Consider the following 26,219-nt stretch of genomic DNA (forward strand, 5'->3'; position numbering starts at 1 on the left):
CTTCCAGGGGGAGGGAATGCGCCAGGTCTTTGCAGAGATTGCGTCACGAATGCTCCTAGCCGCGAAGCACGGCTGGGAGGCAGCCATTCGGCGCGGACCGGTGCTGTGGCTCACTTTGTGCGGCGTGTTGCTGGTCGCCGGGATCTTCGCCGTGACCGCCATGGCCGTCGGCGAATTTCGCGAACGTACCCTGGCCAACCGCGAGCGCGAGCTGGAAAATACCGTGCAGCTGATCGCGCGGCACTTCGATCAGCAATTCGAAGATGCGGACGTCGTCGCCGCCGATGTGATCGGGCAGATGAACCTGCCGGAGATCAGTTCCGCCGCGATGTTCCGCGAGCGCATGTCCGGACCTGCGACGAACCAGATGCTGCGGAGCAAGATCAGCTCGGTGTCTTATCTCGGCGACATCGCGATCTACGATGCCGATGGCGAACTGATCAACTGGTCGCGAGCCCAGCCGCTGCCCAAGATCAACATCTCCTCGCGCGCCTACTTCCAGACCTTCAAATCCGATCCGATGGCCGAACCGGTAATTCTGGAGTCGGTCCGCAGTTTCATCATCGGCAAATGGACCACGATTGTCGCGCGTCGGCTGAACGGCGTGGACGGCAGCTTCCTCGGCACGATGGTCCGCCGGATCGATCCGGACAGCTACCAGAACTATTTCGCATCCGTTGCGCTTGCGGAGGGCACGGCGATCTCGCTGTTCGACCGCAATGGCAAGATGCTGTCGCGCTACCCGCATGTCGAAGAGCTGATCGGCAGGGACTTCAAGGACGCGCCGCTGATGCGCAAGATGCTGGCCGAAGGTGGCCGGCACACCCTGCGCGTCAGGGGCCCGATCGACGGCGACGAGCGCCTCGGCTCCGGCGCCTCGCTTTCGCATTTCCCGCTGGTCATCGTCGCAACCAACACCACGAGCGCGGCGCTGGCCGACTGGCGGCAGCAGACCGGTTTCATGGTCACCACCGCCGCGCTTTCGGCGACCGTGATTGCGCTGATCCTGTTCCTGATCGTTCGCCAGATCAGCCGTCAGAATCGGGAGGCGCAGCAGCGGCTGGAAGCGGAGCGAGGGCGGCTCGACACCGCCTTGAACAACATGTCGCAAGGGTTGATCCTGTACGATGCAGCCGGATACATCGTCACCTGCAACCGCCGCTACGCCGACATGTTCGGCCTCTCCCACGACGTCATCAAGCCCGGCTGTCACATCCGCGAGGCGATGTATCATCGCAAGGAGCGCGGCGCGTTCGAAGGCGATGTCGAGGCATTTTGCGCCGACGTCATGAGGATCGTCGCGGAGGGCACGGTCTCCACCAGAAGCCATCACTTGCCGAGCGGCCGCGCTTTCCAGGTCATCAACACCCCACTCGCGCAGGGCGGATGGGTGGCCACGATCGAAGACATCACCGAACGTCGCAATCTGGAGCAGGAACGCGACCGCAACTACATGTTCCTGCGCGAGATCATCGACCACATCCCATCGCAGATCACGGTGAAGGATGCTCAAACGCGGCAATATCTGCTGGTCAACCGGACCGCGGAAGAGCAATTCGGCCAATCGAGTGAAAACATCGTTGGCAAGACTCCCTTCGACATTTACCCGGATGCCTCCGCCAGAGTCGTCACCGACGACGACAGCAAGGCGCTGCAGATGACCGAGGGTTTGTTCAAAGACGAACATGCCTGGCAGAGCCAGGCCAAGGGGATGCGCTACATCACCTCGACCCGGATCGGGATCCGCGACAATTCCGGCGAGCCGCGTTACCTCATCAACGTGGTCGAGGACGTCACCGAACGACGGCGCGCCGACGAGAAGATCGCGCATATGGCGCATTACGATGCGCTCACCGACCTGCCCAACCGGACGCTATTCCGCGAGCAGATCGAGCGCGAACTTGAGAAGGTCGGCGGCGGCAGTCAGTTCGCGCTGCTCTATATCGACGTCGACGAGTTCAAGGGCATCAACGATTCGCTCGGCCATCACGTCGGCGACGAGCTGTTGAAGGGAATCGCCGCCCGCATCCGCGGCTGCCTCGGACAGGACGACCTGATCGCGCGGCTCGGCGGCGACGAATTCGCGGTGATCCAGACCGGCATCAAGTCGTCCGCCGACGTGGTGTCATTCGTGACGCGGATCTTCGAGGCGATCCGCCGGCCCTATCACTGCTTCGGCCATCAGCTCTCCACCGACGCCAGCATCGGCATCGCGATGGCGCCGCGGGACGGCACCGATCTCGACCAGCTCATCAAGAATGCCGATCTCGCGATGTACGGCGCCAAGGCCGGAGGACGCCGCACTCACCGCTTCTTCGAGCCGGAGATGGATGCGAGCGCCAAGGCGCGCCTGAGCCTGGAGCAGGATCTGCGGCAGGCCCTGGTGAACGGCGGTTTCGAGATCCACTATCAGCCGCTGGTCGACTTGCGCACCAATGAGGTCACAGGCTGCGAGGCGCTGCTGCGCTGGCGGCATCCCGAGCGCGGCATGGTGTCGCCGGCGGAGTTCATTCCGATTGCCGAGGACACCGGCCTGATCAACGAGCTCGGCGACTGGGTGCTGCGCATGGCCTGCAACGAGGCCGCGACCTGGCCGGCGCATGTGCGTGTCGCGGTCAACGTCTCGCCGGTGCAGCTCAAATGCGACACGCTGGCACTGCGGATCGCCGGCGCGCTCGTCGCTTCCGGACTTGCCCCCTCCCGGCTCGAGCTCGAGATCACCGAGGCCGTGCTGATCCGCGACGACGAGGCGGCGCTCTCGATCCTGCACCAGCTCCGCGCCATCGGCGTGCGCATCGCGCTCGACGATTTCGGCACCGGCTACTCCTCGCTCAGCTATCTGAAGCGCTTTCCGTTCGACAAGATCAAGATCGACCGCTGTTTCGTCGCTGATATCGCCGAGACGAGCGGCGCGCCCGTGATCGTGCAGGCGGTGGTGAACATCGCCGCCGCCAGCGACATGACCACGGTCGCGGAGGGCGTCGAGACCGAGGCGCAGCGCGAGATGCTGCGTGCGCTCGGCTGCACGGAGATGCAGGGTTATCTCTTCAGCAGACCGAAGCCGGCCAGCGAAGTGCGAAAGCTGTTCGGTTCGAGCCATGCCTTGCCGGTGGCGGCGGTGGCCTGAGATGGCGAAGCCGGGGAAAACGCCAGCCAAGACGGTCGACGTTGCGGATTCCTATGCCGTGCGGCTGATGCAGCATCTGGTGGTGCCGACCTTCGTGATCGACCCCAAGCGCCGCGTCGTGATCTGGAACAGGGCCTGCGAGCGGCTGACCGGTGTCGCCGCCTCCGAGGTGATCGGCACCAATAAGCACTGGCAGGCCTTCTACGAGACCAGGCGCCCTTGCCTCGCTGACCTCGTCGCACTCGACCGCCCTGAACAGCTGCCGGAGTTCTATTCGGAGTATGGCGCGCGCGGCCACAACGGGCTTGGCTTCAGCGCCGAAAACTGGTGCGTGATGCCGAAGCTCGGCAGCCAGCTCTATCTCGCCATCGACGCCGGGCCGATCCACGACGAGGCCGGCCATCTGATCGCGGTGGTGGAGACGCTGCGCGACCTTACCGACCAGAAGCGCGCCGAGATGGCCCTGAAGGAGCTTGCCACCAAGGACGGGTTGACCGGCCTGTCGAACCGCCGCGCGTTCGACCAGATGCTGATGAGCGAATGGGCCCGCGCCCAGCGGACGCAGAAGCCGATGGCGCTGCTGTTCGTCGACGTCGATCATTTCAAGCTGTTCAACGACCGCCACGGCCACCAGAGCGGCGATGAATGCCTGCGCGCGGTCGCGTCCGTCGTCAGCCGGCATGCCGTGCGCCCGCTCGATCTCGCCAGCCGCTATGGCGGCGAGGAATTCGCGCTGATCCTGCCGGACATGGATTGCGATGCCGCCTGCGCCATCGCCGACGAGATCCGCTGCGCCGTGATGACCTTGCGGATCACCCATGGCGCCATCGGGGCCGGTGACCACGTCACCCTGAGCGTCGGCGTCGCCAGCCACATTCCGGGCGAAACCGACGGCAGCCCCCAACGGCTGCTGGGCGCCGCTGACCAGGCGCTCTATGCGGCCAAACGGCTCGGCCGCAACCGCGTCATGTGCTCCGAACGGCTGCTCGCCGAGTTCGCCAAGCTCGGGCGGGACAGCGTGCCGGTTCCTGGCCGCGCGGCCCGTAAATCAGCCTAGCCCAAATCGGCCTGGCAGAAGAAGGCGGAAGCGGTTGCCCGCCCCCCGCCAATCGGCTAAATGAACCTCCACTAGCACCCGTAGCTCAGCTGGATAGAGCGTTGCCCTCCGAAGGCAAAGGTCACACGTTCGAATCGTGTCGGGTGCGCCAGTCTCTTCCAGTCCGCGCTGGGAGCACCCTCACCCGAATTTCCTTGATAGCGCTCGCGCCGGAGCCATCGTCTGCTCGGCGCAAGCCCACGCTCAATTCAGCATCGAGATGATCGTCTGGACCTGGTCGGAAGCCGACGTCACCAGTCCGGCGTACGACGTCTGACCGTGTGCGGCCGCCTTCAGGATGCATTCGGCGACCGCCGCCTTCAGGCCGAACACCGACTGATCGGGCGGCACGCTGGCCATCACGGCCTCCAGCGCCTGACGCATCGTTCGAATGAGTTCGGAGCTGTATTGCATGGGCTGTCCTCCGCAGCCTCATATTAGAGCGCGTGGCCATGCTGGCCACTCACAAGCCTGAGATTGTTTTTTTGATGAAGTGGGACATCCCGGAGCGGCGGCCAGCCTGTCTCGAGCGCTGAACCACACCCACCTCGCGCTTCTCATCGCTCGATTGTATCATCTTGCCATGAGCGAATCCGACACGGCGACCGGCGAAGCTTCGCCCGTCCGCAAGATCATCCATATCGACATGGATGCCTTCTACGCGTCCGTGGAACAACGCGACCATCCGGAGCTGCGCGGAAAGCCGGTCGCCGTCGGAGGCTCCGCGGAACGTGGCGTCGTCGCGGCCGCCAGTTATGAGGCCCGCGAGTTCGGCGTTCGCTCTGCCATGCCATCCGTGACGGCGAAGCGACAATGTCCCGATCTGATCTTCGTCAAGCCGCGCTTCGAGGTCTACAAGGCGATCTCTAGGCAGATCCGCGACATCTTCGCGGAGCATACCCCGATCATCGAGCCGTTGTCGCTCGACGAGGCCTACCTCGACGTGACGGAAAACCTGCAAGGCATCCCGCTGGCGCGTGATGTTGCGCTCAGGATCCGCGAGAGGATCAAGGCCGAGACGGGCCTCAACGCTTCGGCCGGCATCTCCTACAACAAGTTCCTGGCCAAGCTCGCCTCCGATCATCGCAAGCCCAACGGTCAGTTCGTGATTTCACCGGAGATGGGACCCGCCTTCGTCGAGACCCTGCCGGTCGGAAAATTCCATGGGATAGGCCCGGCCACGGGTGCGAAGATGAACGCGCTCGGCATGTTCACCGGTCTCGATATTCGTCGTCAGACGCTGGAGTTCATGAATGCGAATTTCGGCAAGTCGGGCGCCTATTACTACTGGATTTCGCGCGGTATCGACGAACGGCCGGTCCGGGCCAACCGGGTCCGCAAGTCCATCGGCGCGGAGACCACGTTCTCAAGCGATCTCACCGAATTCGACGCGCTGGTCGCCGAGCTCAAGCCGCTCGTCGACAAGGTGTGGCGCCATTGCGATGCGACGGGCAGCCGTGGCCGCACCGTCACCTTGAAGATCAAGTTTGCCGACTTCGAGATCATCACGCGCAGCAGGTCCGCTCTTTCGCCGGTTGCAGGCCGGGACGATCTTGAGCGGCTGGCTTGCGGCCTGCTCGAAGTCGAGATTCCGCTGCCCAAGAGCGTCAGGCTGCTGGGGGTCTCGCTGTCTTCGCTCCAAGCCGGGGACGATGCGGAGCCGCCGCAGCTGACTCTCGGCATCTGAACCAAACCGACGGGCTTTCGACGGACGCAGACAGCCACGTAGAGCGCGCTCGCAACGCGAATCTACGGTGGCGGGTTTTCAGACTTGCCACCCAAGGTCGCTCCGCTGGGGCCCGATCAATGCCTCACGTGCTCGAACACGACGATCACGCCCGTCGGTTCGGGCTCGTGCGCCATCAGGCGAGTCAGCTCGGAATCGCCCCAATCCGCGAGGCTGACCACTTCGCCGCTCTGGCGCTCGGTGCCCGGCGGCGCCGTGGGCTCGACGACCTTCAGCCCCGTCTCATCGACGAAGAAAGTGTGCTCGCCGAACATGCTGTTGAGCTGCGGCATGGCGGGATGCTCGTCGGGCAGCACTTGAGCGCCGAGCTGGTTGACGGTCTGCTTCACCTGTTCGGATGTGAGCTTCATGAGCTGCTCCGTTTCTGTCACGTCGGTTTCACTGAGCTGAGCCAGAGCGGGCGTTCCCTGCGCTGATGTTCGCCTGGCCCAATCTTCCGAACAGGTGCTACGCACAAATGTTCCGGAGAAATGCATTTCGTGATCGCGCGTCGCGTCTGCCGCGCTTGCGGCACCAGATCGCCACAGGATGCACATGATTCAACATCCCAAGAGCCAAATTCCAAGAGCTGATTTCAAGAGCCGAATTCGTTACTCGCTTCTGTTCTCGCCAACAGAGAGCGCGCAGATGCGTGACAGATATGTGTAGGACAACCCGGTCTCCTCGGCCCAGGCGTTGAACTGCGCCTGCACCTTGGCGAGATCGCCCTTCGACTTGACCTCTTCGGCAATGTCGAGACCGGCATCGCGCAGGCAGGCCACGACGTCCCTGGACGTCACAAAGCCGTCCCAGCCGACGAACCGCAGCAGCATCTGGCCGGTATTGCCACCCAAACGGCTGCCGCGCTTGCTTAGAAGCTCGAGCAGGCCGATCTGGTCGGACGGCGGCCACTTCGTCAGAAACCTGCCGAAGCTGCCGTGCTCTCTTGCGATCTCCTGGACGAAGGCCGCGTTGTCGCGCACCGACATGATCTTGGCACCGTTGCGCACGATGCGCGCGTCGCGCAGCAGGTCCTCCCAATAATCCTCCGGCTGGAAGGTGAGCTTGGCCGGTTGGAAACGCAGGAAGGCGTCTTCAAACCCGTCCCATTTCGTCTCGATCACGCTCCAGGCAAAGCCCGCGCAAAACACACGCTTCGTCATCTCTGCGAGGATGCGGTCGTCGCCGCGTTTGGCGAGGCCCTTCAGGTCGGGCTTTTCCGGCATCAGCTTTTCGAGCGCCTTGGGCCCGCCCTTGCGTTTTTCGGCGCGCGCACGAATGGTCTTGAAGGAGGTCATTGGGAGACACGCGATTGAGGGTGTGCCACGACACCAGAATTCGACGCTCGGGTCCAGCTCCGCCACGTCCGCCGACTTCGGTCGCGCTTGCTCGGTTCGCGGCAAGCCCGGCTATCGCGACAGACGCTTCGCGAGATGGACCGACTGCCAGTCTCCGAGAGCGGTGTCCTCGAACCCCGCTTTCTTCGCAAGACCGCGCATCTCGGCGTTCACGCGCGCGGTCTCGGCTGCAATCATCTCGTGACCGAGATCGCTCGCGTGCCTCTCCATCGCCGTCATCATCTGGAGGCCGACGCCCTGGCGCTGAAAGCCATCGGCAACAGAGATGGCGAAATCACCATGCCGTGCAGCCGCATCGTAGGCGTATCTGGTTTCGCCGATGATCGTGCCCTGCCCTTCGTGCCTGATCTCGGCGAGCAGGGTGAAATGACCGGGATTGCTGGTCTTGGCGACGCATTCGGCCGCGATCATTGCAAAGTCCGCCCGCGCGCCCATGAAGCGCTTGTTGCGCGATGTCGTGGAGAGGCTCGTGAAATAGATCGAGAGGATCTCGACATCGGACGCGCTGGCCGGCCTGATACGAAGCGTGGCGTTGCCTTCGGCTGACTCGACAATGGCATCCAGCAACGGCTGTGACATGCGCGCGGCTCTCGGCAGGTTGCATCGAATGCACACCTAGCCGAGACCGCGCGCTTACCGCTTGGACGGTGCTGCCAATCTTGCGGCCGAAAACGAACAGTTCGTTGCTCGGTGCCGGGCGTCACACGCGAGAGAGTGAAGGCACCTCCTCCGGCACGATCGCCTGGAGGCCGCCGAAGCGACGCTCGCGGCCGTGGAAGGAGGCCAGGGCCGCAGCGAGATCGCCCGCGTCGAATTCGGGCCACATCCGCTCGGTGAAGTGCAGCTCGGCATAGGCACCTTCCCAGAGCAGGAAGTCCGACAGCCGTTTCTCACCCGAGGTGCGGATGATGAGGTCGACGTCGCGCAAACCGGCCTCGCCGGTGACGAGCTGCGAGAACGCCTCGCGGGTGAGACTCGTCAGCGCCGCCGCCTTCGCCGCCGCGTTGAGGATGGCGTCGCGGGCGGAATAGTCGACGGCGATGCGCAGATGAAGCGTGCCGCCGTGCGCGGTGGCGTCTTCCGCGCGCGCGATCGCATTGGCGATACCGTCGGGCAGGCGGTCTCGCCGGCCGATCACGGTGAGGCGCACGCCGTTCTTGACCAGGCTCTGCACCTCGTTGCCGAGGTAGAATCTCAGAAGCGTCATCAGCGCGGCAACCTCGGCCTTCGGCCTTCGCCAATTGTCGGTCGAGAAGGCGTAGAGCGTCAGCGTGCCGATGCCCTGCTTGGGCGCGGCCTCGACGATGCGGCGGATCGCCTCGACGCCGGCCTCATGGCCGCGCACGCGCGACAGGCCGCGCCGCGTCGCCCATCTGCCGTTGCCATCCATGATGATGCCGACGTGAAGCTTCTCGTTGCGGGACACAAGGTCACTTTGCATTGCAAAGTCTCCGGTCAAAAAAAGGGGGAGGATCAGGTCGAGACGATACCGAGACGGCCGAGCGGCGCCGCCTCGCGGCCGGCAGCCTTGGCTGCGTCGCGCACCAGGCGTTCGAGCACGGCGAGATAGTCGAGGAAGCGGCGGCGGCCGGCCTTGGTCAGGCGGCAGGTCGTGTGCGGGCGATTGCCCTCATAGCCCTTGGTCACCTCGACGAGGCCGGCTTCCTGGAGCACGGCGAGATGCCGGCTGAGATTGCCGTCGGTGAGGCCGCAGAGCTGCTTGAGATCGGCGAACGCCAGACCTTTCGGATGCGCCATCAGCGAGGTCAGAAGTCCGAGCCTCGCCTTCTCGTGGATCACGCGGTCCAGTCCTTCATAAGAGAACGGTGCGCTGTCAATCTTCGACATCATGGTCTCCCGATGCGAAATACAGAATGCCCGCCATCACCGATTGCCCGATCACGAAGGGCAGGCCCATGGTCCATGGCGACAGCGTATGGGTCTGGCTCGCGAGCACCACCACCGCAAAGCCGGATATGAAATACCAGGCGCCGGCGAGCGCCACGGTGCGCGGCAGCGAACGGACGGAGGCAAAAATGCCGAGCGACACCAGGATCTGCCACAGGCCCGGCAGCAGCCACAGCGTTTCGCCCGCGAACTTCCACATCACCACCGCAAGCAGCACACCGGCAACGCCAGCGGGCAGGAATTGCTCGACAGCCTGGTGGATCATGGCATCAGCGAGGCCCGAATGATGGCGGCGCGAACGCGCGCGCATCTCGATGCCGATGATCAGGCCGGAGAGCGCGGCGGCAATGAACCAGCCGAAGAAGAAAGCGAGCGGCTCGCCGGTGGCATCGCCGAGCAGCCAGAATTCCAGGATCGCGGTGAGAAGCGCGACCGCGCCGGTCGCGGCCATCGTCGCCGGGCCGTAACCGCGAAATGCCGTGCCGGCCGCAATCTGGCTGCGGATCGCCACGATGTCGGCCAGCGCCTTGTCGAGATCGCGCATTGGCAACGCCAAAACCTCGTTCCGCCCATGTTTGCCGGGACTATCGGTCCCGTTACTTTGTACCGCAAAGTATATCGGATCGCAAAGTAAAGGCAAGTCCCGAACGTCGTCCGAGAGGACCCGTCCTCAACAGACAACTGCCGGTTGCGCGAAACCTCCTCCCGCAGATAAGATGCGCGCGAACGCGCTGGGGGGAGAGTATGTGGCTTAAGTCATTCATCGTTGCGTCATTATTGCAGGTGAGCGTCGTCACCGCAGCACAGGCAGCCGGCCCATTCGGCAGCGTCAAAATCGGCAACTGGGTCGGCGGCGCGTTCAGCAATGACGAAAGGGGAGCCTTCTCGCATTGTGCCGCGACGGCGCCTTATGCCAACGGCGTCATTCTCGTCGTCGGCCAGAATGCTGGGGGCTCGTGGATCTTGAGCTTTGCCAGTCCCAGCTACCGCTTCAAGCAGGGCGAGAACGCCGCGATCGACGTCATCTTTGACGGACAGGAGCAGGCCAGACTGTTCGCCACGGCCAACCAGACGAACATGCTCAGCTCCGTCATGCCTGCCAACGTGGTACGAACGTTTCAGAAGGCAAGCCTGATGGTCGCGACGAGCGGCCGCACCGTGCTGAATTTCGACCTGACCTCGGCCGGGCCCGTGATTGCGGCACTGGCCAATTGCGTCACCAAGGTGAAAGCCGACGGGCTCGACAAGGCGGGCGACTTCACCAAGATCGCCGCCAAGCCGCAGCCAGCGCCGGACAAGCAGGGACCGCCAGCCAACGGCAGCAAACCTGCCAGAGCCAAGAGCGGCACCGGGTTCGTCGTGAGCGCCAGCGGACACGTCGTCACCAATAACCATGTGATCAATGGCTGCGTCGGCGACATCAAGGGCAATCTCACGGGCGAAGCCGGAATGGTTTTGCGCGTGGTGTCGAGCGACGCCAACAACGACCTCGCGTTGCTGCAGGCGCCGTCGACGACCACGTTCAAGGAGTTCGCCCGGATCCGCGACCGCTCGATCCGCTCCGGCGATTCCGTCGTCGCGATCGGCTTTCCCTTCCATGGGCTGCTGACTTCGGACTTCACCGTCACGACCGGCATCGTCAGCTCGCTCAGCGGCATGCGCAACGATTCGCGTTTCCTGCAAATCAGTGCGCCGGTGCAGCCCGGCAATAGCGGCGGCCCGCTGTTCGACACCACCGGGCAGATCGTTGGCGTCGTTACGGGAAAGCTGGACGGATTACGGATGGCCGCTGCGACCGGCAACATCCCCGAAAACATCAACTTCGCGATCAAGACCGGCGCGTTGCGCGACTTCCTCGACAACTCCGTGGTGCCTTACCAGACTGCCGAACCGAAAGGCGAGATCAAGACCACAGACATCGCGGGCAATGCGCGGCCCTACACGATGCTGATCTCGTGCAACGGAATCGAGCAGGCCGACGCGAAGCGGTAGCGGCAACGCGGGCCGGCTGGAGGCGTCGAGCCTGTACGAAGCGCTCCAACCGGGCTGAAGTCAGCCAGCTCGCTAGTACGGCGCGACGGGGCGCGGCCGCCGGTGCGATCGCGGTTGCGCCGGAGAAACCTGGCTGTAGGCAAAGCGGGGATTGCGATCGCAGTACAGCAGCCGGCCGGACACGCTGGCTTGGCATTGTTTATAGCTGCTATAGGAGCATTCCCCCGGATAATCATACTCACCGCCCTGGGCACACCAAGGATAGTCGCGCGCCGATGCCGGCGTAACCGTCGCGAAGCCGGCAAGCGCCGTCACGCCGAGTGCCACCAGCACCAATTGCGTCTTACGCATGATCTACTCCTCTCCTCACAGCGCATCATACGCGCCATATACCCATCAGGTTTCACGAAGCCGCTTTATTCCAGCTCAATGGCACGGCATCCAAGAAAAAAGCCCTGCCGAACGGGCAGGGCTCCAATCGCGCACATCACAAAATCGCTACTCGACCTTCAGGCCGGCGAACTCGACGACCTTCTTCCATTTCTCGGTCTCGGCCTTGATCTCCTCGCCGAACGCCTCGGGCGTCTGCGCCCGCGGCTCGCCGCCGAGCTCGACCAGGCGCTTGGCCATGTCCGGCTCCTTTATCAGCGTGTTGATCTCGCTGTTGAGCTTGGCGATGATCTCCTTGGGCGTGTTCTTCGGCGCCCCCATGCCGAACAGCGCGCTCGCCTCGTAGCCCTTCACGGTCTCGCCGATCGCCGGCACGTCGGGCAGCTGCGGCGAGCGCTCAGCCGTGGTGACGCCGATGGCGCGGAGCGAGCCGGACCGGATGTGCTGGATGATCGAGGGCATGTTGTCGAAGATCACCTGCACCTGGCCGCCGAGCATGTCGGTGATCGCGGGTGCGGCGCCGCGATAGGGCACGTGCTGCATCTTGCAGCCCGTCAGCGCCATGAACATCTCGCCGGACAGATGCACCGAGGTGCCGTTGCCCGAGGAGGCCATGTTGACCTTGCCGGGGTTGGCCTTCACGTATTCGATGAACTCGGCGACGGTCTTGGCCGGCACGTCCTTGTTGACGGTCATCACGTTCGGCACGCGCTGGAACGAGGCGACCGGCGCGATGTCGCGCACGAAGTTGAACTTCAGGTTGGTGTAGAGCGAGGCGTTGATGAAGTTGGCCGGATTGACCAGTTGCAGCGTGTAGCCGTCGGGTTCGGCGTTGACGACCGATTCGGTGGCGATATTGTTGCCGGCACCCGGCTTGTTTTCGATCACGAATTGCTGGCCGAACTTCTCCGACAACCGCTGGCCGATCAGGCGCGCCAGGATGTCGGTGGCTCCGCCCGGCGGATAGCCGACCACCCATTTCACCGGATGGGTCGGGTAATCGGCGGCAAGGGCCTTCGACAGCGGGCTGGCTGCAAGCGGACTGGCGGCGAGCAGGCTCAGCGCGGTACGGCGTGTGATCATCTCAAGGGTTCTCCCAACGTGTTGTTCTTGAAGCCAGATAGCTTGAAAATGGCGTCGGCGCGGTTGTAACAAAGCTTGCCGCAGGCGGAAAGTACACGGGGCGCATCACGACGAAAGGATAAGGCATGGCGGTCAAGGTCGAAGCCCTCGATCATCTCGTGATCAACGTCGCGGACGTCGCAGTGACCGCCGAGTGGTACGGCAAGATTCTCGGCATGGAAGTCAAGGTATTCGACCCCGGCGGCGGCAAAGCGCCGCGGACGTCGCTACAATTCGGTAACCAGAAGATCAACGTCCGGCCGCGCGATGCCGACAAGGTGGAGTGGTTCACCGCGGACCACCAGACCGCCGGCAGCGAGGATCTGTGCTTCCTCACCTCCGCCAGCCCCGACGAGGTGGTGGCGCATTTGAAGGCACATGGCGTTGCGATCGAAGAGGGCCCGGTTCCCAAGCAAGGCGCCCGCGGCACCCTGCGCTCGGTCTATTGCAGGGATCCGGATGGCAGCCTGATCGAGATTTCGTCATACGAGGACGGCGGCCGGTAAGGCCAAGCCGCCTGCCCCACGCACCGTCGCATGAGGGCTGAGAGAGCAGGAAGACGCAATCATCAAAGCGCGGCCGCCGGCAAGATGCAGGCTGCACGGGAGGACATATGCCGACTTCGCAAGCCGCCGCCGGAATCGTAGGCCCGTTCGACGGGCTCGATGTGCCCTGGCTGCTGAAGATGCGGGCTGAGGTGAGCAGCTCGCATCCGTTCCTGATCTGGGCGCCGTTCGACGCGCCCGCGCGGCGCTGGAGCTATGGCGAGTTTCACGAGCGGGTTGGCGCGCTCGCGGCGGGACTGGGGAGGCGCGGCGTCAAGCCGGGCGAGTATGTGCTCATTCACCTCGACAATTGCATCGAGGCGCTGCTGGCCTGGTTCGCCTGTGTCGAACTCGGCGCCATCGCGGTGACCACCAACACGCGCTCGGCGCCGGCCGAACTCGACTATTTTGCCGATCATTGCGGCGCGGTCGCCGCGATCACACAGCCGGCCTATGCCGAGATCGTCGCGCAGAATTGCCGCAACATCCGCTGGATGGCGGTGACTTCGCACGATGCGGGCGCGCCGCCCGGGAACCCGGTCTCACGCGGCGACAGCTTTGAGGAGCTGTTCGCCGATAGCGCCGACCGTCCCAGGCGCGCGATCGATCCGCTCGCGCCGTGCAGCGTGCAATACACCTCGGGCACGACATCGCGCCCCAAGGCGGTGCTGTGGACCCACGCCAACGCGCTGTGGGGCGCCAAGATCAACGCCGCGCACGAAGACCTGCACGCAAGCGACGTGCATCAGGCCTATCTGCCGCTGTTCCACACCAACGCGCTGGCCTATTCGATGCTGGCGACGCTATGGGTCGGCGCCACCTGCGTGATCCAGCCGCGCTTTTCCGCCAGCCGGTTCTGGGGCGCTGCGCGCGAGCACGGCTCGACCTGGACCTCGACGATCCCGTTCTGCATGAAGGCGCTGCTCGAACAGGACATCCCGCGCGATCACAAATTCCGTCTGTGGGGCACCGCGATCAACGAGCCGCCGGCCTTCGCCGCCTTCGGAGTCAAGATCATCGGCTGGTGGGGCATGACCGAGACCATCACCCACGGCATCGTCGGCGAGATCGACCAGCCCAACATCCCGATGTCGATCGGCCGCGCCGCGCCGGAATATGAAATCCGCATCACCGACGACGACGGGCGGCCGACCGAAATCGACGGCACCGGAAATCTCTCGATCAAGGGCATTGTCGGCCTGTCGCTGTTCGCCGAATATCTGCACAACGAAAAGGCGACGCGCGAGAGCTTCGACGAGCACGGCTTCTTTCTCACCGGCGACCGCGTGGGGCGGCTGGAGAACGGCTACATTCGCTTCGCAGACCGCAGCAAGGACATGCTGAAGGTCGGCGGCGAGAACGTCGCGGCGTCGGAGATCGAGCAGGTGGTCGCACTGGTCCCCGGCGTGCGCGAGGCCGCCGTGGTGGCGAAGACGCATCCAATGCTGGACGAGGTGCCGGTCGTCTTCATCATCCCGCAGGGTGGCGTCGCCGGTGCCCGGCCTGATCTGCACGACGCCGTGATGGCCGCCTGCCGCGCCGGCCTTGCCGACTTCAAGATGCCGCGCGAGATCCGCTTCGTCGACGACATGCCGCGCTCGACGCTGGAGAAGGTGGCGAAGGCGGAGCTGAGGAAGATGGTGGGGTAGCACGAGCGATTACCACAATGTCGTCCTGGCTTTCGCCAGGACGACACCGGAGTTCAGAACGATCCCAGCGCCACCGGGCGGAACGCTTGCAACAGCTGCTGGTCCAGCTTGCCGCCCATGCCTTCCATCATCGCAAACGCGCGCGAGTGGGTGAAGGGCATGCGATAGGCGCGCTTCTCCACGAGTGCCGCGTAGATGTCGACGATCGTCGTGACCCGCACGATATCGCTGATCTGGTTCGACGAGAGATTGTTGGGATAGCCCGAGCCGTCGAGGAATTCGTGGTGATGCAGCACGACGTCCAGCATCTCCGGCGGAAAGCCGCCTTGAGCTGCGAGCGCGTCATAGCCGCGGCGCGGATGCTGGCGGACTTCGGCCATCTCCTCGTCGGTGAGCTTGCCGGCCTTGTCGAGCAGCGCGGAGGGAACGAACGCCTTGCCAACGTCGTGCAGCAGCGCGGCACGGGTCAGCCGGCGCTGGTCGTCCTCGCGCATGCCGAGGTGCTGGGCGAAGGAGACCGCAAATCCGGTCACGAACAGGCAATGCCGGTAGCTGCCGACATGGTGGCAGCCAACCGTGGTGAGCCACTCGCGCAGCGAGGAGTGCTTGATCGCCTTCAGGATCTTGCTCTCGGCGGCGATGATGTCGTCGAAGGTCAGGGGTACGCCGAGCGGCAGCTTCTCGAACATCTTCTTCAGTACCGCGTGCGCGGCCTCGACGCCGCGATTGAGCGTCTTGCCGCGATCGGTCGCGTCATAGACGGCGGTGTCGGGGAAGGCCGCACGGATGCGCTGCAGGATGTCCTCGGGCTGAAGCGGCCGCGAGATGGTGTCGGTGGCGCCCAGCGCCCAGGCCTGCATGGTGCCGTGATGCAGGGCGTCCGCAAGCACGAACAGACGAGGCATGGCGCGATAGGCGTCGCCGCGCAGCTTGTTGCGCACCCGCTGCACGCTGTCGGGCGAGCGCAGATTGATGTCGACCACGAGGCCGGAGAGATCGCGCGAGGGCTGCTCGGGGAGCTCCTGCGTCGTTACAGTGGCAACGTCGCCGACCGCCTTGAGAATGCTGGCGAGCTCGGTGCTCTCGTCGCTCCGGTCGGAGGCGAGCAGAAGCCGGCGTTTGGCGGCGGGTTTGGCTGAGGCGTTCATGGCTTCCCCAAGAGCACGGGCGTGTTTCGGGCAAAAGCCTAAGCCGGATCAGGTTCTCCGGCCCTTAAGAGGCGTGCTCAATGGAACCCTGCGGAATCTGGGACAATTTTACGGAATTCGCGTCCCCGGCGGTTCCAATCAAAAACCTCGAAAACAACCCCATGCACAGTAGAGATGTGGTTGCAAACACAGGGCTTTTTTAACGACGAATCCGCCGGGGGCTGCCCCCGGCGGATCATGTCAGGTCAACAATCGCAACCAGCCTTACGCCTTCATCGCGCCCTTCACGGCTTCGGCCGTGATCGGCAGGGCCCGGACGCGGGCGCCCGAGGCGTTGAAGATGGCATTGCCGATCGCGGGTGCGATCACTGTCACCGCGGGTTCGCCGACGCCAGTGGCCTTTTCGCCATTGGCGATCACGGCGATCGCGACCTCCGGCACCTGGCTCATGCGCAAGGGCGTGTAGCTGTCGAAATTGGTCTGTTCGATGCCACCGTCCTTCAGCGTCGCCTTCTCGTACATCGCCAGTGACAGGCCCCACAGCGCCGCACCCTCGACCTGGGCGCGGATGTTGTCGGGATGCACCTGCGTGCCGACATCGGTGGCGACCGTGAGCTTCTTCACGGTCACTTCGCCCGATGGCGCCACGGCGACGTGAGCGACGCAGGCCGTCCAGCTTGCGGTCGCGCGTTCCTGCGACGAGACGCAGGCCACGCCCATGCCCTCACCTTTCGGCAGCTTCCTGGTGCCGTAGCCGGCAAGACCCATCGCGGCGAGCAGCGTATTGCGCAGCCGCTGCGCACCGCCGTCGTTCTTGCCTGCACCGTCGAGCAGCGAGATGCGGAACTGCGCGGGGTCCTTGCCCGCCGCCGCCGCGATCTCGTCGATCATGCTTTCGACCGCCCAGAAGGTCCAGCCCGGCGCGACCGAGCGGAGCTGGCCGGACGGCGTCGCGTTGTGCGCCATCTCATTCTTGATCGCGCGCACATGATGGTTGGGCACGGTGTAGAAGAAGTCGGCCCCGTTCACCGTGAAGGAGTCGAGCGGACCCTTCTTGTCGACCGAGGGCGTCAGGAAATCGGGTATTCCCCAGCGCTGGGTCGGCCACGCCGAAACCACGTCGTGGCTGAGCGCGATGAGCTTGCCGTCGCCGTCCACGCCTGCCTTCACTTTCTGGTAGGTGAGCGGACGCGAGAAATCCATCGTCATGTCGTTCTCGCGCGTATAGATCACCTTCACCGGCTTGCCGATGGCCTTCGCCGCCTGCACCGCCGGAATCATCATGTCGGCATCGAGCCTGCGGCCAAAGCCGCCGCCGAGCCACATCTGATGCATGACCACGAACTTCGGATCGATCCCGGCCGCACCCGCCGCGATCGCGCCGGAGCGCGTTGCGAACTGGTTGCCGGAATAGATGTGCAGGATCTCGCCCTTGAACTCCGCAGTGGCGTTCATCGGCTCCATCGGCGCATGGATATTGATGCTGGTGGTGTACTCCGCCTCCAGCACCTTGGCCGCCGTGCCGAACGCCGCCGCGGGATCGCCGTCCTTGACGAAGAACTGGCCGGAATCCTCCTGCTTCTGAAGCCGCATGGCCTCGTCGAGCAGCGACTGGCTCGACACCTTCGCGTTTGGACCGCCGTCATAGGCGATCTTGAGCGCCTGCGCCGCCTTCTTGGCGTTGGCATAGGTGCCGGCGACCGCGACGACCCAGCCCGAGGTCGTTCCGGTCTTGTCGTCGAGGGTGACGGCCTTGATGAAGCCCGGCACTTTCTTGGCGGCACTGTCGTCGACCGATTTCACCGTGGCGCCGAAGCGCACGGGCGGCGTCACGACCGCGCCATAGGCCATGCCTGGCAGCATCACGTCGATGCCGTATTTGGCCGTGCCGTTGGTCTTGGAGGGAATGTCGAGCTGCGGCACCGACACGCCGATCATGGTGTATTGATCCGGCGTCTTCAGCTTGATCGCCTTCAGCTCGTCCGGCGTGAAGGTTTTTGTCGCCTTGCCGCTCTTGACGACATCGGCGAAGGACATCGCCTTCTTCGACTTCGGGTGCGAGATCATGGAATCGCGCACCACGAGCTCCGACGCCGGCACGCCCATCGCGGCGGCCGCGCCTTCTGTCAACGCCATCCGCCCGGCAGCGCCGGCGCGGCTCATGGCCTCGAAGTTCATCATGGTCGACCAGCTGCCGCCGGTGATCTGAGCGCCCAACACGGGATCGTTGAACTTCGGATCGTTGGAGGCAAGCTGTACGCGCATGTCGCTCCACTTCGCGCCCAGCTCTTCGGCCACGATCTGCGCCATGGTGGATGCGATGTGCTGGCCCATGTCGGCCTTGCCGCAGGTGACGGTGACGAGACCATCGGGCGCGATCGCGTACCAAACGCTCGGCTCGAAGTTCGAAGGCGCCGCAAGCGCCTCACCGATGCCGGGCACGCCGGCATAGCCGAGCACGAGGCCGGTGGCCGCTGTGCCGACCAGGAAGGAGCGGCGGCTGAGATCGGTCGCCTCGGGCGCAACGTTGTTCACGTGCTTGTTCATGTGGGCCTCCGCTCGTTGCCGGAGGCGGATGCGGTGCGCATCTCGGTTGCGGCGCGCATGATTGCCTTCTGGATCCGCGAATAGGTCATGCAACGGCAAAGATTGCCGTCCATATGCGCCACGACCTCTTCCTTGGTCGGGTTGGGATTCTTCGCCAGCAGCGAGGCCGCCTGCATGATCTGACCGGACTGACAGTAGCCGCATTGCGGCACCTGTTCGGCGATCCATGCCTTCTGCAAGGGATGGTCGCCCTTGGCGGCGAGGCCTTCGATGGTGGTGATCTTCTTGCCGGCGACATCGCCGACCATGGTCTGGCACGAACGCACGGCTTCACCGTTGACGTGCACGGTGCAGGCCCCGCACAGGCCGGCACCGCAGCCGAATTTGGTGCCGGTCATCTGCAATTGCTCGCGGATCGCCCAGAGGAGCGGCGTGTCGTTCGCCGCATCCACGGACAGACTCCGCCCGTTGATGGTGAGAGTTGGCATAGGCGTCTTCCCCTGCCGGTGCATGAAGCCGCTTACGGCGGCAACTTGAGTAGCGGACGCCCACCGGGCCGGCGCCAGCCTTGATCGCAAGAATGATCGCGTTCAGGCGCGGAGGCAAATGCAATTTGGAATCGATCGAAACAAACGAGGCGCGCGCATCTTGTGCGTTGCGAGAACAGCGGTGATGCAGCGGCTGAACGCAACAGAGTGCACGCCAAGCAGGCAGGCCATCGCATTCAGGCAGTTTCCTCCGAGTAACCCGGCGCGTTAAGATGGGGGAAGACAAGATAATAAGGTGGATGCAATGCCTAAGATCGATCGGGACGGCGTTGGAATCCATTACGAGGTTCATGGCGAGGGCTGGCCGCTGCTGCTCACCCACGGCTACTCATCGACTTCGGCAATGTGGCATGGGCAGGTCGAGGCACTTGCCCGGGATCACAAGCTGATCTTGTGGGACATGCGCGGTCACGGCCAGTCCGACTATCCCGACGATCCCGCCGCTTACAGCGAAGCACTCACCGTCGGCGACATCGCCGCGATCCTCGATGTGGTCGGCACGGAGCGCGCCATCATTGGCGGGCTCTCGCTCGGCGGCTACATGTCGCTTGCCTTCGCTCGCGCGCATCCAAAGCGCGTCCGCGCGCTGCTGATCATCGACACCGGCCCCGGCTTCAAGAAGGACGATGCACGCGAGGCCTGGAATGCGCGCGCGCTCGCCACTGCCGACAAATTCGATCGCGAAGGGCTCGACGTGCTGAAGGCGGCAACGCGCGAGCGCGCCACCGCGAGCCATCGCGATGCCAGGGGATTGGCGCTCGCCGCACGCGGCATGCTGACCCAGCGCGATGCGAAGGTGATCGAGCTGCTGCCGGAGATCAAGGTGCCCAGCCTGATCGTGGTCGGCGCCGACGACACGCCGTTCCTAGCTGCCTCGGACTACATGGCCGCGAAAATTCCCGGCGCACAAAAAGTCGTGATCCCCGCCGCCGGACACGCCGTCAACATCGACCAGCCACAGGCTTTTGTTGACGCGGTGCTGCCTTTCCTGAAGAACTTGCCGGAATAGGTCGGACAGGAACAGTGGCGATGAAGCGAGCTATATTGGCTGCGGGCGCGGTGTTGCTGTCAGCATCCGCGCAAGCCGAGCAACTCGGCGGGACATTGCCCCGCCTGCCCTTCGTCGCGACCTTGTCGAACAACACGCCGCTCGCTTTCGGCATGGATGCCGACCAGACTGCGCGGGCGCTGGGGCAACCGCTGCAATATGTGCGGGGACGCCCCGGCAACGAGATCTATCTCGCCCTTCGCAACATCGGCGGCAGCAGACTGATCCCCACCCGTCACCGCCTGTTCCTGCAATTCCGCCACGGACGGCTGGCGGGCTGGAAGGAGGATTATGGCGAGAACTGGATGTGGGAGTGAGAGTGGCTTTTCATGACGCAGAGCAATCGTCTCTGCGCCATCATGCGTTGGAGCTGCCACATCGTCACGGCCGGGCTTGTCCCGGCCATCCACGATCTTTCCTACCGCACCAAGAACGTGGATGCCCGGGACATAGGCGAGCGGAAGCGACGCCGTCCTTCGGACGGCTACGCCCGGGCATGACGAGTTTGTGGAACGAGCGGAACCCGCAATCGAAGACTAACCAAAAGGACAACCCGCGTGCGACAGGATATCAAGCTGACGGCCTCCGACAAATTCCAGCTCAGTGCCTATCGCGCTGACCCCGCCGGCACGGCGAAGGGCGCGGTGGTGGTGATCCAGGAGATTTTTGGGGTCAACCATCACATCCGCTCGGTCTGCGATCGCCTCGCCGGGGAAGGCTATGTCGCGATCGCGCCGTCGATCTTCGACCGGACCTCGCCGGGCTTCCAGTCCGGCTACTCGCCCGACGAGATCGCGGAAGCGCGCAAGTTCGTCGCCAGTCCGGACTGGGACGCGATGCTGCGCGACACGCAGGCGGCGATCGATGCGGTGAAGAGCGTCGGCCCGGTCGGCATCATCGGCTTTTGCCTGGGCGGCAGCATCGCCTTCGTCGCGGCGACGCGGCTGTCGGGCCTGAAGGCCGCGATCGGCTATTACGGCGGCGCCGTCGTACGCTTTGCCGACGAGACACCAAAAGTTCCGACACAGCTGCATTTTGGCGAAAAGGATGCCGGCATTCCCCTGACCGACGTCGAGACCATCAAGACGAAGCGGCCGGACGTGGAGGTCTTCGTCTATCCGGGCGCGCAGCACGGCTTCCATTGCGACGAGCGGGCGAGCTACGACAAGGCCAGCGCCGACATCGCCTGGCCGCGCAGCATGGAATTTTTCGCGAAGCATTTGAAATCGTAGCGCGCGCGGCTGTCTTCGCTGTCATTCGGGGCTCGCGCTTCGCGCGCCCCGGATGACGAGCAGGAATCGGGTGGCTGCATCCTGCTGCCCGGCGATAGAGCTGGCTGATCAAGCCAATTCGCGCCGGGAGATCATGATGCAGCAGGCCAATACGAACATCGTCATCCGCAATCCGTTCGGCACCATGGACGTGCCCGCGCCTGATGATCGCGACGTCATGGACTATGCCGCAACCGCCGCGCTTGCCGGCGATGCGGCTGACGTCAACGCGGCGGCATGGGCAATTATCGCGGCACAGTCAGACCCGCTCGACGGCATCTGGGCCAGCCGCTGGAATGGCGGCGCAGATCCGACCATTGCCGGCGATACGCCGCAAGCCTGGAAAGAAGGACGCGCGGAGGTGCGGGTCGCAGGCGAGCGCATTTTCCTCCGCTTCGACTGGGACCATGGCCGCCGGCACGGGCTGATCGATACGGCGCGTGATCGCGCGGGTCGCCTGGTCGGGAAATATATCAACCTGACCAACCCGGCGATCACACGGCCATGGGTTGGACTGGTGGTCGACGCCACCAGGATCGACGGATGTTTTCCGAACGGGCGTCTGGATTTCAGGCGGTGAGCTAGAGCTTCGGTTCTGATTGCATCAGAACCGAGGCTCTAGATTCTTTTCTGACGCGTTTTCTTTACGCGAACCGGTATCCACTTCGCTCGAAAACGCTCTAGAACCAGCGCTCGCCGACAAACACGGTGTCGCCGGGGCTCAAGGGGGTGCCGAGCGGCACCACGGCGCGCATGGCGCCGCCGGCTTCGGTGTGCGTGACGGTGACCACGTCGCGCTTGGCGCGGGGCGAGAAGCCGCCGGCGATCGCGACGGCGCTTTCGACCGTCATGTTCGGCACGTAAGGATACTGGCCGGGCGCGGAGACTTCGCCGAGAATGAAGAACGGACGATAGGCCTCGATCTCGACGGCGACCGAGGGCTCGCGAATGTAGCCGTTGCGCAGCCTTGCGGCGATCTCGCCGGCAAGACCCGCGGGGGTGCGGCCGCGTGCCGGCACGCCGCCGATCAGCGGCATGGTGATGGAGCCGCCGGCGTCGATTGCGTAGCTGTTGGTGAGACCTTCCTGGCCGTAGACAACCACGCGCAGCTTGTCGCCGGCGTCGAGATGATAGGAGGCATCGTAGCGAACAGGCGCCGCCATCGGCGCGGCATAACCGACCGGCATGGGCGCAGGCGAGGCAAAGGAATTGCTGAGTGCTGCGATGGCACCGCCGCCACTGCCGACGACGGCGGGCTGCGGCGCGTTGTACGGCTGGCCATAGACCATCGAATCGAGATCGGCGCGCGGCTGCACATAGGCGACGGGACCAGCGGTTTGCATGCAGCCGCCAAGGGTCAGCGCGGCGGACGCTGCCAGGGATGCTGCCGAGATCGACCATCGAAACGCGCGTGCAACCGGCACCGGACTTATCCCTCGAAACGAGACAGATCCAGTGATGCACCGGTTATGGTTAATAAAGCGTTGAGGGGGCGGGTGGCTTGGCAATGGTACCAAACACTCCGTCATGCCCGGGCGTAGCCGTCCGAAGGACGGCGTCGCTTCCGCTCGCCTATGTCCCGGGCATCCACGTTCTTGGTGCCGCACGAAAGATCGTGGATGGCCGGGACAAGCCCGGCCATGACGAGGGACCAGCTTACGCGCTCACACCGACGCCGATCGGGCAGGACACGCCGGTGCCGCCCAGGCCGCAATAGCCGGCGGGATTCTTGGCCAGATATTGCTGATGATAGTTCTCGGCAAAGTAGAATTCGCCGGCGGGTGCGATCTCGGTGGTGATGGTGCCGAGACCTTTTGCAGCAAGCGCCTTCTGATAGAGCGCCTTCGATTGATCGGCCGCTTTCTTCTGCGCGTCTGAATAGGTGTAGATCGCGCTCCGGTACTGCGTGCCGACGTCGTTGCCCTGACGCATGCCCTGCGTCGGGTTGTGGCTCTCCCAGAACGTCTTCAATAGCTTCTCGTACGACACCTTGTTCGGATCGAACACGACCAACACCACTTCGGTGTGACCGGTGCGGCCCGAGCAGGTCTCTTCATAGGTCGGGTTCGGCGTGTGGCCGCCGGCATAGCCGACAGCAGTCGTGTAAACGCCGTCGCCGAGCTCCCAAAACTTGCGCTCGGCGCCCCAGAAGCAGCCGAGCCCGAACACCGCCTGCTCGAGACCGGCGGGATAAGGCGGCTGCAACTTCGCGCCGTTGACGAAATGGGTGGTCGCGGTCGGAATGGCTTGCGCACGGCCCGGCAGCGCTTCCGCGGCACTCGGCAATGCGGTGGTCTTGCGCATGAACAGCATGGACGGATCTCCGAACGAGCCGTGCATCGCCTGGGCTAATTACTCAGGCGGCGTGCTCGCGATCAGGTGGGAATATAGGTCTTTACGCACGGAGCGGCAGCCCTGTTACAGCGCCGCATGCTCGAAAGCTCAATCCCGGGAATAGCCGATCAACGGCTTGCGCGGGCGGAACAGGATCATCAGGAGGATGCCGAGAATGCCGAGGACGGCGAAAACCGGCTGATCCAGCACCAGGCGGATCACCGAGGTCCACAGCCAGGGCGCCTTGGCCTCGACCCAGGTCCGGAATGCCGTCTGGCTGGCCTGATTGATGTCGTTCCAGAACTGGCCGAAGCGGGTGAACCGCAGGGTCTGGTCGGCCACCCAGCGGGCGCCATCATAGACCATGAAGATGAACCCGCCGGCGAGCAGCAACAGCCCAATCAGTCGGAAAAAGCCGCGGATCATGCCTCACCCTATATAGTCGTCCGATCGGACGACCCTCGGAACGCCGCCAGCCAATACAAGGGAGACGGCAGAAATTCAACCTCTTCAGGGCGTTACGGCACTCACCCCGGTTCTGAGGGGCTGCTTTTGCAGCCCGGGAAAGCGTTGACGGTGCCGAAGACCCTCTCTATAAGGGCGCCAACTGGCGGCGGGCGCAATCCTGCCGCCGCTGTTCTTTGAGCAGATGCAGGCTCTTTGGGCTTAGAGGCTCCTTGAGCTGAGAGGTTCCTTGGGCTGAGAGGCTCCTTGGGCCTCAGAGGCAGCCGCAAGGCCGTCGCTCATGTTCCGGGAACAGCCTAGCAACCGAACACCCTAATTCCGAGCGTCGATTACGCGGTCAAGCAAGCCGGCGCTACCCGACCAAGACGCGACCGGTACCCGCAAAGGACATTGAGACCATGGCCAATACCACTTCCGCCAAGAAAGCGACGCGCAAGATCGCCCGCCGCACCGCTGTCAACAAGTCGCGCCGCACCCAGATGCGCGGTGCCGTACGTAACGTCGAAGAAGCGATCAAGACCGGCGACCGCGCCGCTGCCGTGACGGCGCTGGCGAATGCCGAGCCCGCCTTGATGCGCGCCGCGCAGCGAAACATCATTCACAAGAACAATGCCAGCCGCAAAGTCTCGCGGCTCACCGCGCAGATCGCCAAGCTCGCCAAGTAAACTTGCGAGCGTTCTGGCACGCCGTCCGATCGAGTCGTTCGATCGGGCGATCACATCGCACATCACACGCGTCAAATAGCCCGGCCTCACGCCGGGCTTTTTTGTTGCCCGTCATATTCACGCAAGCAGTCACGCGTCGAACGACCTTCGATTGGAGGATTGCGGCGCTTGCACCATGACGCGTCCGTAGTTTTACCTGCGAATGGTTTTGCAACAGCGGAAACTTGCACCGCGGTGCAAAAAGCCCCTGCGAGGCGGGCGCAAGTTGAATTCGCGGGCTTGCGAGTTCTGCACACCGTAGTTTCCCCGGATCGCGTCACGCGATGGAGTTACCCTGTGAAACGAGACTCAAAAAACGATGGCTCACTAACAACTTATCGACATAGTGAGGCCAAGCATTTGGAAAATTCACCCGCGCGTCGCGCGCGTGACGCTTTTGTAAAAAATTTTTGGCGGTGGCGGAGAATTGTCACATCGGACGCGGCATCTTCGATTCTGTGCACGAATCCAAAAACTTGCTCTGAAGCCTGTGCACAAGTGCCGCGTGGCGTTAACGCAGATCAAGATTTTTGATGCCTCAAGTGTGAATCAATTCCGTTGCGAGTCTTTCCGCATAGTGTATTCCTTAAGACGTCAGCGGCGCCCACGATCTTGAGACCAGCGCGGTATCGGAAACGGGGCGAGCGTGCAAATCGGCGGCGGTGTGCACGTAGGCGACGCTTCAACAAGCGATTGTCGGATCAAAACCCACAGCAATGTGGGAACGGTAGCTCTTTGTCTGAATGTCTCCAAGCGGGATCTTTCTCTCGCGCTTAAGAGACATCTTGAAAGCTGCCCCGACAGGCATGATGGCGAAGCCGAGCGGACGACGAGTACACGGGCAGGCATCCGACTACGAAGCGGGTGTCGTTTGGACACGCAGGACCTTGTCGTGAGCAATCACGGCAGGACGGGGAGGTATCATGTCTTACGAACTCAACGCGGTATTGAAACACATTTCGACTTCCAGCATTTCGACTTCCAGCGATGCCGTTTTAGATCCGTCGGACATCAAGCCTCCCGCGTGTAACGGAGCGCCGAGTACGCGCTGACCTCGCGACCCCTCCATCTCTAGACATTGCTGACCGGACGCGGCGTTTCCGCCGAACGGTCGAGCCATGCCTGCAGGTGAAATCGCTTGAGGTCCCGCCATCGCAAATATCCCTGAGCAGGTATCCCTGGCAGGAACTCAGCATGGCGCTCACCACGCAACCTTATCTCTCAAGAAAAGTTCTCAAATG

The 26,219-nt window shown here is 63.7% G+C and carries 26 protein-coding genes and 1 tRNA gene; 12 read left to right on the top strand and 15 right to left on the bottom strand.

Annotation, left to right across the window (positions count from 1 at the left end; translation table 11 throughout):
* Positions 1–16 precede the first annotated feature (16 nt).
* The 3 genes from BcanWU425_RS37225 to BcanWU425_RS37235 all read left to right on the top strand — a co-directional run bounded on the left by BcanWU425_RS37225 (position 17) and on the right by BcanWU425_RS37235 (position 4,335).
* Positions 17–3,127: a bifunctional diguanylate cyclase/phosphodiesterase gene (locus BcanWU425_RS37225; RefSeq protein WP_204513078.1), complete on the top strand. Its 3,111-nt coding sequence runs from the start codon at positions 17–19 to the stop codon at positions 3,125–3,127.
* A 1-nt stretch (position 3,128) separates the two neighbouring features.
* Entirely contained in the window at positions 3,129–4,184 is a 1,056-nt protein-coding gene (locus BcanWU425_RS37230; RefSeq protein ID WP_204513077.1) for a sensor domain-containing diguanylate cyclase, read from the top strand.
* 74 nt (positions 4,185–4,258) lie between these two features.
* Positions 4,259–4,335 (top strand) — tRNA-Arg (locus BcanWU425_RS37235).
* A gap of 92 nt (positions 4,336–4,427) precedes the next feature.
* Here the strand turns inward: BcanWU425_RS37235 and BcanWU425_RS37240 are convergent.
* Positions 4,428–4,637: a hypothetical protein gene (locus BcanWU425_RS37240; RefSeq protein ID WP_085361988.1), complete on the bottom strand. Its 210-nt coding sequence runs from the start codon at positions 4,635–4,637 to the stop codon at positions 4,428–4,430.
* Positions 4,638–4,806: 169 nt separating this feature from the next.
* On the opposite strand from BcanWU425_RS37240, the gene dinB reads away from it, so the two are divergent.
* Positions 4,807–5,910 carry a DNA polymerase IV gene (gene dinB, locus BcanWU425_RS37245; protein ID WP_204513076.1) on the top strand — a complete coding sequence of 368 codons (1,104 nt, stop codon included), beginning with the start codon at positions 4,807–4,809 and terminating at the stop codon, positions 5,908–5,910.
* A gap of 116 nt (positions 5,911–6,026) precedes the next feature.
* Here the strand turns inward: dinB and BcanWU425_RS37250 are convergent, their stop codons facing one another.
* From BcanWU425_RS37250 to BcanWU425_RS37275, 6 genes are all read right to left on the bottom strand, one after another.
* A complete protein-coding gene (locus BcanWU425_RS37250) occupies positions 6,027–6,320 on the bottom strand; it encodes a hypothetical protein (protein WP_007598221.1) in 294 nt (97 codons plus the stop codon).
* A gap of 240 nt (positions 6,321–6,560) precedes the next feature.
* A complete protein-coding gene (locus tag BcanWU425_RS37255; RefSeq protein WP_018455857.1) occupies positions 6,561–7,247 on the bottom strand; it encodes a DNA-3-methyladenine glycosylase I in 687 nt (228 codons plus the stop codon).
* 111 nt (positions 7,248–7,358) lie between these two features.
* Positions 7,359–7,886, bottom strand: a complete 528-nt coding sequence (locus BcanWU425_RS37260) for a GNAT family N-acetyltransferase (RefSeq protein WP_204513075.1) — start codon at positions 7,884–7,886, stop codon at positions 7,359–7,361.
* 121 nt (positions 7,887–8,007) lie between these two features.
* Entirely contained in the window at positions 8,008–8,748 is a 741-nt protein-coding gene (locus BcanWU425_RS37265; RefSeq protein WP_085361990.1) for a di-trans,poly-cis-decaprenylcistransferase, read from the bottom strand.
* A 32-nt stretch (positions 8,749–8,780) separates the two neighbouring features.
* Positions 8,781–9,155 (bottom strand): winged helix-turn-helix domain-containing protein, encoded by a 375-nt coding sequence (locus BcanWU425_RS37270; RefSeq protein ID WP_007616058.1) that lies wholly within the window; start codon positions 9,153–9,155, stop codon positions 8,781–8,783.
* Positions 9,142–9,759, bottom strand: a complete 618-nt coding sequence (locus BcanWU425_RS37275) for a hypothetical protein (RefSeq protein WP_204513074.1) — start codon at positions 9,757–9,759, stop codon at positions 9,142–9,144. The genes BcanWU425_RS37270 and BcanWU425_RS37275 overlap by 14 nt, the downstream gene beginning before the upstream one ends.
* A gap of 200 nt (positions 9,760–9,959) precedes the next feature.
* Between BcanWU425_RS37275 and BcanWU425_RS37280 the strand changes: the two genes are divergently transcribed.
* Positions 9,960–11,207, top strand: a complete 1,248-nt coding sequence (locus tag BcanWU425_RS37280; protein WP_231189570.1) for a S1C family serine protease — start codon at positions 9,960–9,962, stop codon at positions 11,205–11,207.
* A 72-nt stretch (positions 11,208–11,279) separates the two neighbouring features.
* Here the strand turns inward: BcanWU425_RS37280 and BcanWU425_RS37285 are convergent, their stop codons facing one another.
* Positions 11,280–11,558, bottom strand: a complete 279-nt coding sequence (locus BcanWU425_RS37285; protein ID WP_204513072.1) for a DUF3551 domain-containing protein — start codon at positions 11,556–11,558, stop codon at positions 11,280–11,282.
* 147 nt (positions 11,559–11,705) lie between these two features.
* On the bottom strand, positions 11,706–12,680 hold the full coding sequence (locus tag BcanWU425_RS37290; RefSeq protein ID WP_204513071.1) for a Bug family tripartite tricarboxylate transporter substrate binding protein: 975 nt from the start codon (positions 12,678–12,680) through the stop codon (positions 11,706–11,708).
* A gap of 125 nt (positions 12,681–12,805) precedes the next feature.
* On the opposite strand from BcanWU425_RS37290, the gene BcanWU425_RS37295 reads away from it, so the two are divergent.
* Together BcanWU425_RS37295 and BcanWU425_RS37300 are read left to right on the top strand one after the other, a co-directional pair.
* Positions 12,806–13,225, top strand: coding sequence for a VOC family protein (locus tag BcanWU425_RS37295; RefSeq protein ID WP_204513070.1), 420 nt, complete (start codon positions 12,806–12,808; stop codon positions 13,223–13,225).
* A gap of 107 nt (positions 13,226–13,332) precedes the next feature.
* Positions 13,333–14,913, top strand: a complete 1,581-nt coding sequence (locus tag BcanWU425_RS37300) for an AMP-binding protein (RefSeq protein ID WP_204513069.1) — start codon at positions 13,333–13,335, stop codon at positions 14,911–14,913.
* Between the two features lie 53 nt (positions 14,914–14,966).
* On the opposite strand, the gene BcanWU425_RS37305 is transcribed toward BcanWU425_RS37300, so the two are convergent.
* From BcanWU425_RS37305 to BcanWU425_RS37315, 3 genes are all read right to left on the bottom strand, one after another.
* The gene (locus tag BcanWU425_RS37305) at positions 14,967–16,061 is read right to left on the bottom strand and encodes an HD-GYP domain-containing protein (RefSeq protein WP_204513068.1); all 1,095 of its coding nucleotides are present in this window, start codon (positions 16,059–16,061) and stop codon (positions 14,967–14,969) included.
* Between the two features lie 264 nt (positions 16,062–16,325).
* Positions 16,326–18,608 (bottom strand): xanthine dehydrogenase family protein molybdopterin-binding subunit, encoded by a 2,283-nt coding sequence (locus BcanWU425_RS37310; protein ID WP_204513067.1) that lies wholly within the window; start codon positions 18,606–18,608, stop codon positions 16,326–16,328.
* On the bottom strand, positions 18,605–19,096 hold the full coding sequence (locus BcanWU425_RS37315) for a (2Fe-2S)-binding protein (protein ID WP_007616069.1): 492 nt from the start codon (positions 19,094–19,096) through the stop codon (positions 18,605–18,607). The genes BcanWU425_RS37310 and BcanWU425_RS37315 overlap by 4 nt, the downstream gene beginning before the upstream one ends.
* 304 nt (positions 19,097–19,400) lie before the next feature.
* On the opposite strand from BcanWU425_RS37315, the gene BcanWU425_RS37320 reads away from it, so the two are divergent.
* The 4 genes from BcanWU425_RS37320 (at position 19,401) to BcanWU425_RS37335 (ending at position 22,055) form a co-directional block, all read left to right on the top strand.
* Positions 19,401–20,165 carry an alpha/beta fold hydrolase gene (locus tag BcanWU425_RS37320; protein WP_018455846.1) on the top strand — a complete coding sequence of 255 codons (765 nt, stop codon included), beginning with the start codon at positions 19,401–19,403 and terminating at the stop codon, positions 20,163–20,165.
* Positions 20,166–20,185: 20 nt separating this feature from the next.
* On the top strand, positions 20,186–20,521 hold the full coding sequence (locus BcanWU425_RS37325; RefSeq protein ID WP_026233039.1) for a hypothetical protein: 336 nt from the start codon (positions 20,186–20,188) through the stop codon (positions 20,519–20,521).
* A 240-nt stretch (positions 20,522–20,761) separates the two neighbouring features.
* On the top strand, positions 20,762–21,436 hold the full coding sequence (locus tag BcanWU425_RS37330; RefSeq protein ID WP_204513066.1) for a dienelactone hydrolase family protein: 675 nt from the start codon (positions 20,762–20,764) through the stop codon (positions 21,434–21,436).
* Between the two features lie 136 nt (positions 21,437–21,572).
* Complete coding sequence (locus BcanWU425_RS37335) at positions 21,573–22,055, top strand: hypothetical protein (RefSeq protein ID WP_026233038.1); 483 nt, start codon at positions 21,573–21,575, stop codon at positions 22,053–22,055.
* Between the two features lie 100 nt (positions 22,056–22,155).
* Here the strand turns inward: BcanWU425_RS37335 and BcanWU425_RS37340 are convergent, their stop codons facing one another.
* From BcanWU425_RS37340 to BcanWU425_RS37350, 3 genes are all read right to left on the bottom strand, one after another.
* Entirely contained in the window at positions 22,156–22,899 is a 744-nt protein-coding gene (locus BcanWU425_RS37340) for a polysaccharide biosynthesis/export family protein (protein WP_018455842.1), read from the bottom strand.
* A 232-nt stretch (positions 22,900–23,131) separates the two neighbouring features.
* Positions 23,132–23,788 (bottom strand): peptide-methionine (S)-S-oxide reductase MsrA, encoded by a 657-nt coding sequence (msrA, locus tag BcanWU425_RS37345; RefSeq protein ID WP_231189573.1) that lies wholly within the window; start codon positions 23,786–23,788, stop codon positions 23,132–23,134.
* A 129-nt stretch (positions 23,789–23,917) separates the two neighbouring features.
* Positions 23,918–24,235 carry a hypothetical protein gene (locus BcanWU425_RS37350; protein ID WP_007616084.1) on the bottom strand — a complete coding sequence of 106 codons (318 nt, stop codon included), beginning with the start codon at positions 24,233–24,235 and terminating at the stop codon, positions 23,918–23,920.
* Positions 24,236–24,672: 437 nt separating this feature from the next.
* Between BcanWU425_RS37350 and rpsT the strand changes: the two genes are divergently transcribed.
* Positions 24,673–24,939: a 30S ribosomal protein S20 gene (rpsT, locus tag BcanWU425_RS37355; protein ID WP_007598259.1), complete on the top strand. Its 267-nt coding sequence runs from the start codon at positions 24,673–24,675 to the stop codon at positions 24,937–24,939.
* Positions 24,940–26,219: the final 1,280 nt, after the last annotated feature.

Source organism: Bradyrhizobium sp. WU425, assembly GCF_021052305.1.
Taxonomy (GTDB): Bacteria; Pseudomonadota; Alphaproteobacteria; order Rhizobiales; family Xanthobacteraceae; genus Bradyrhizobium; species Bradyrhizobium canariense_D.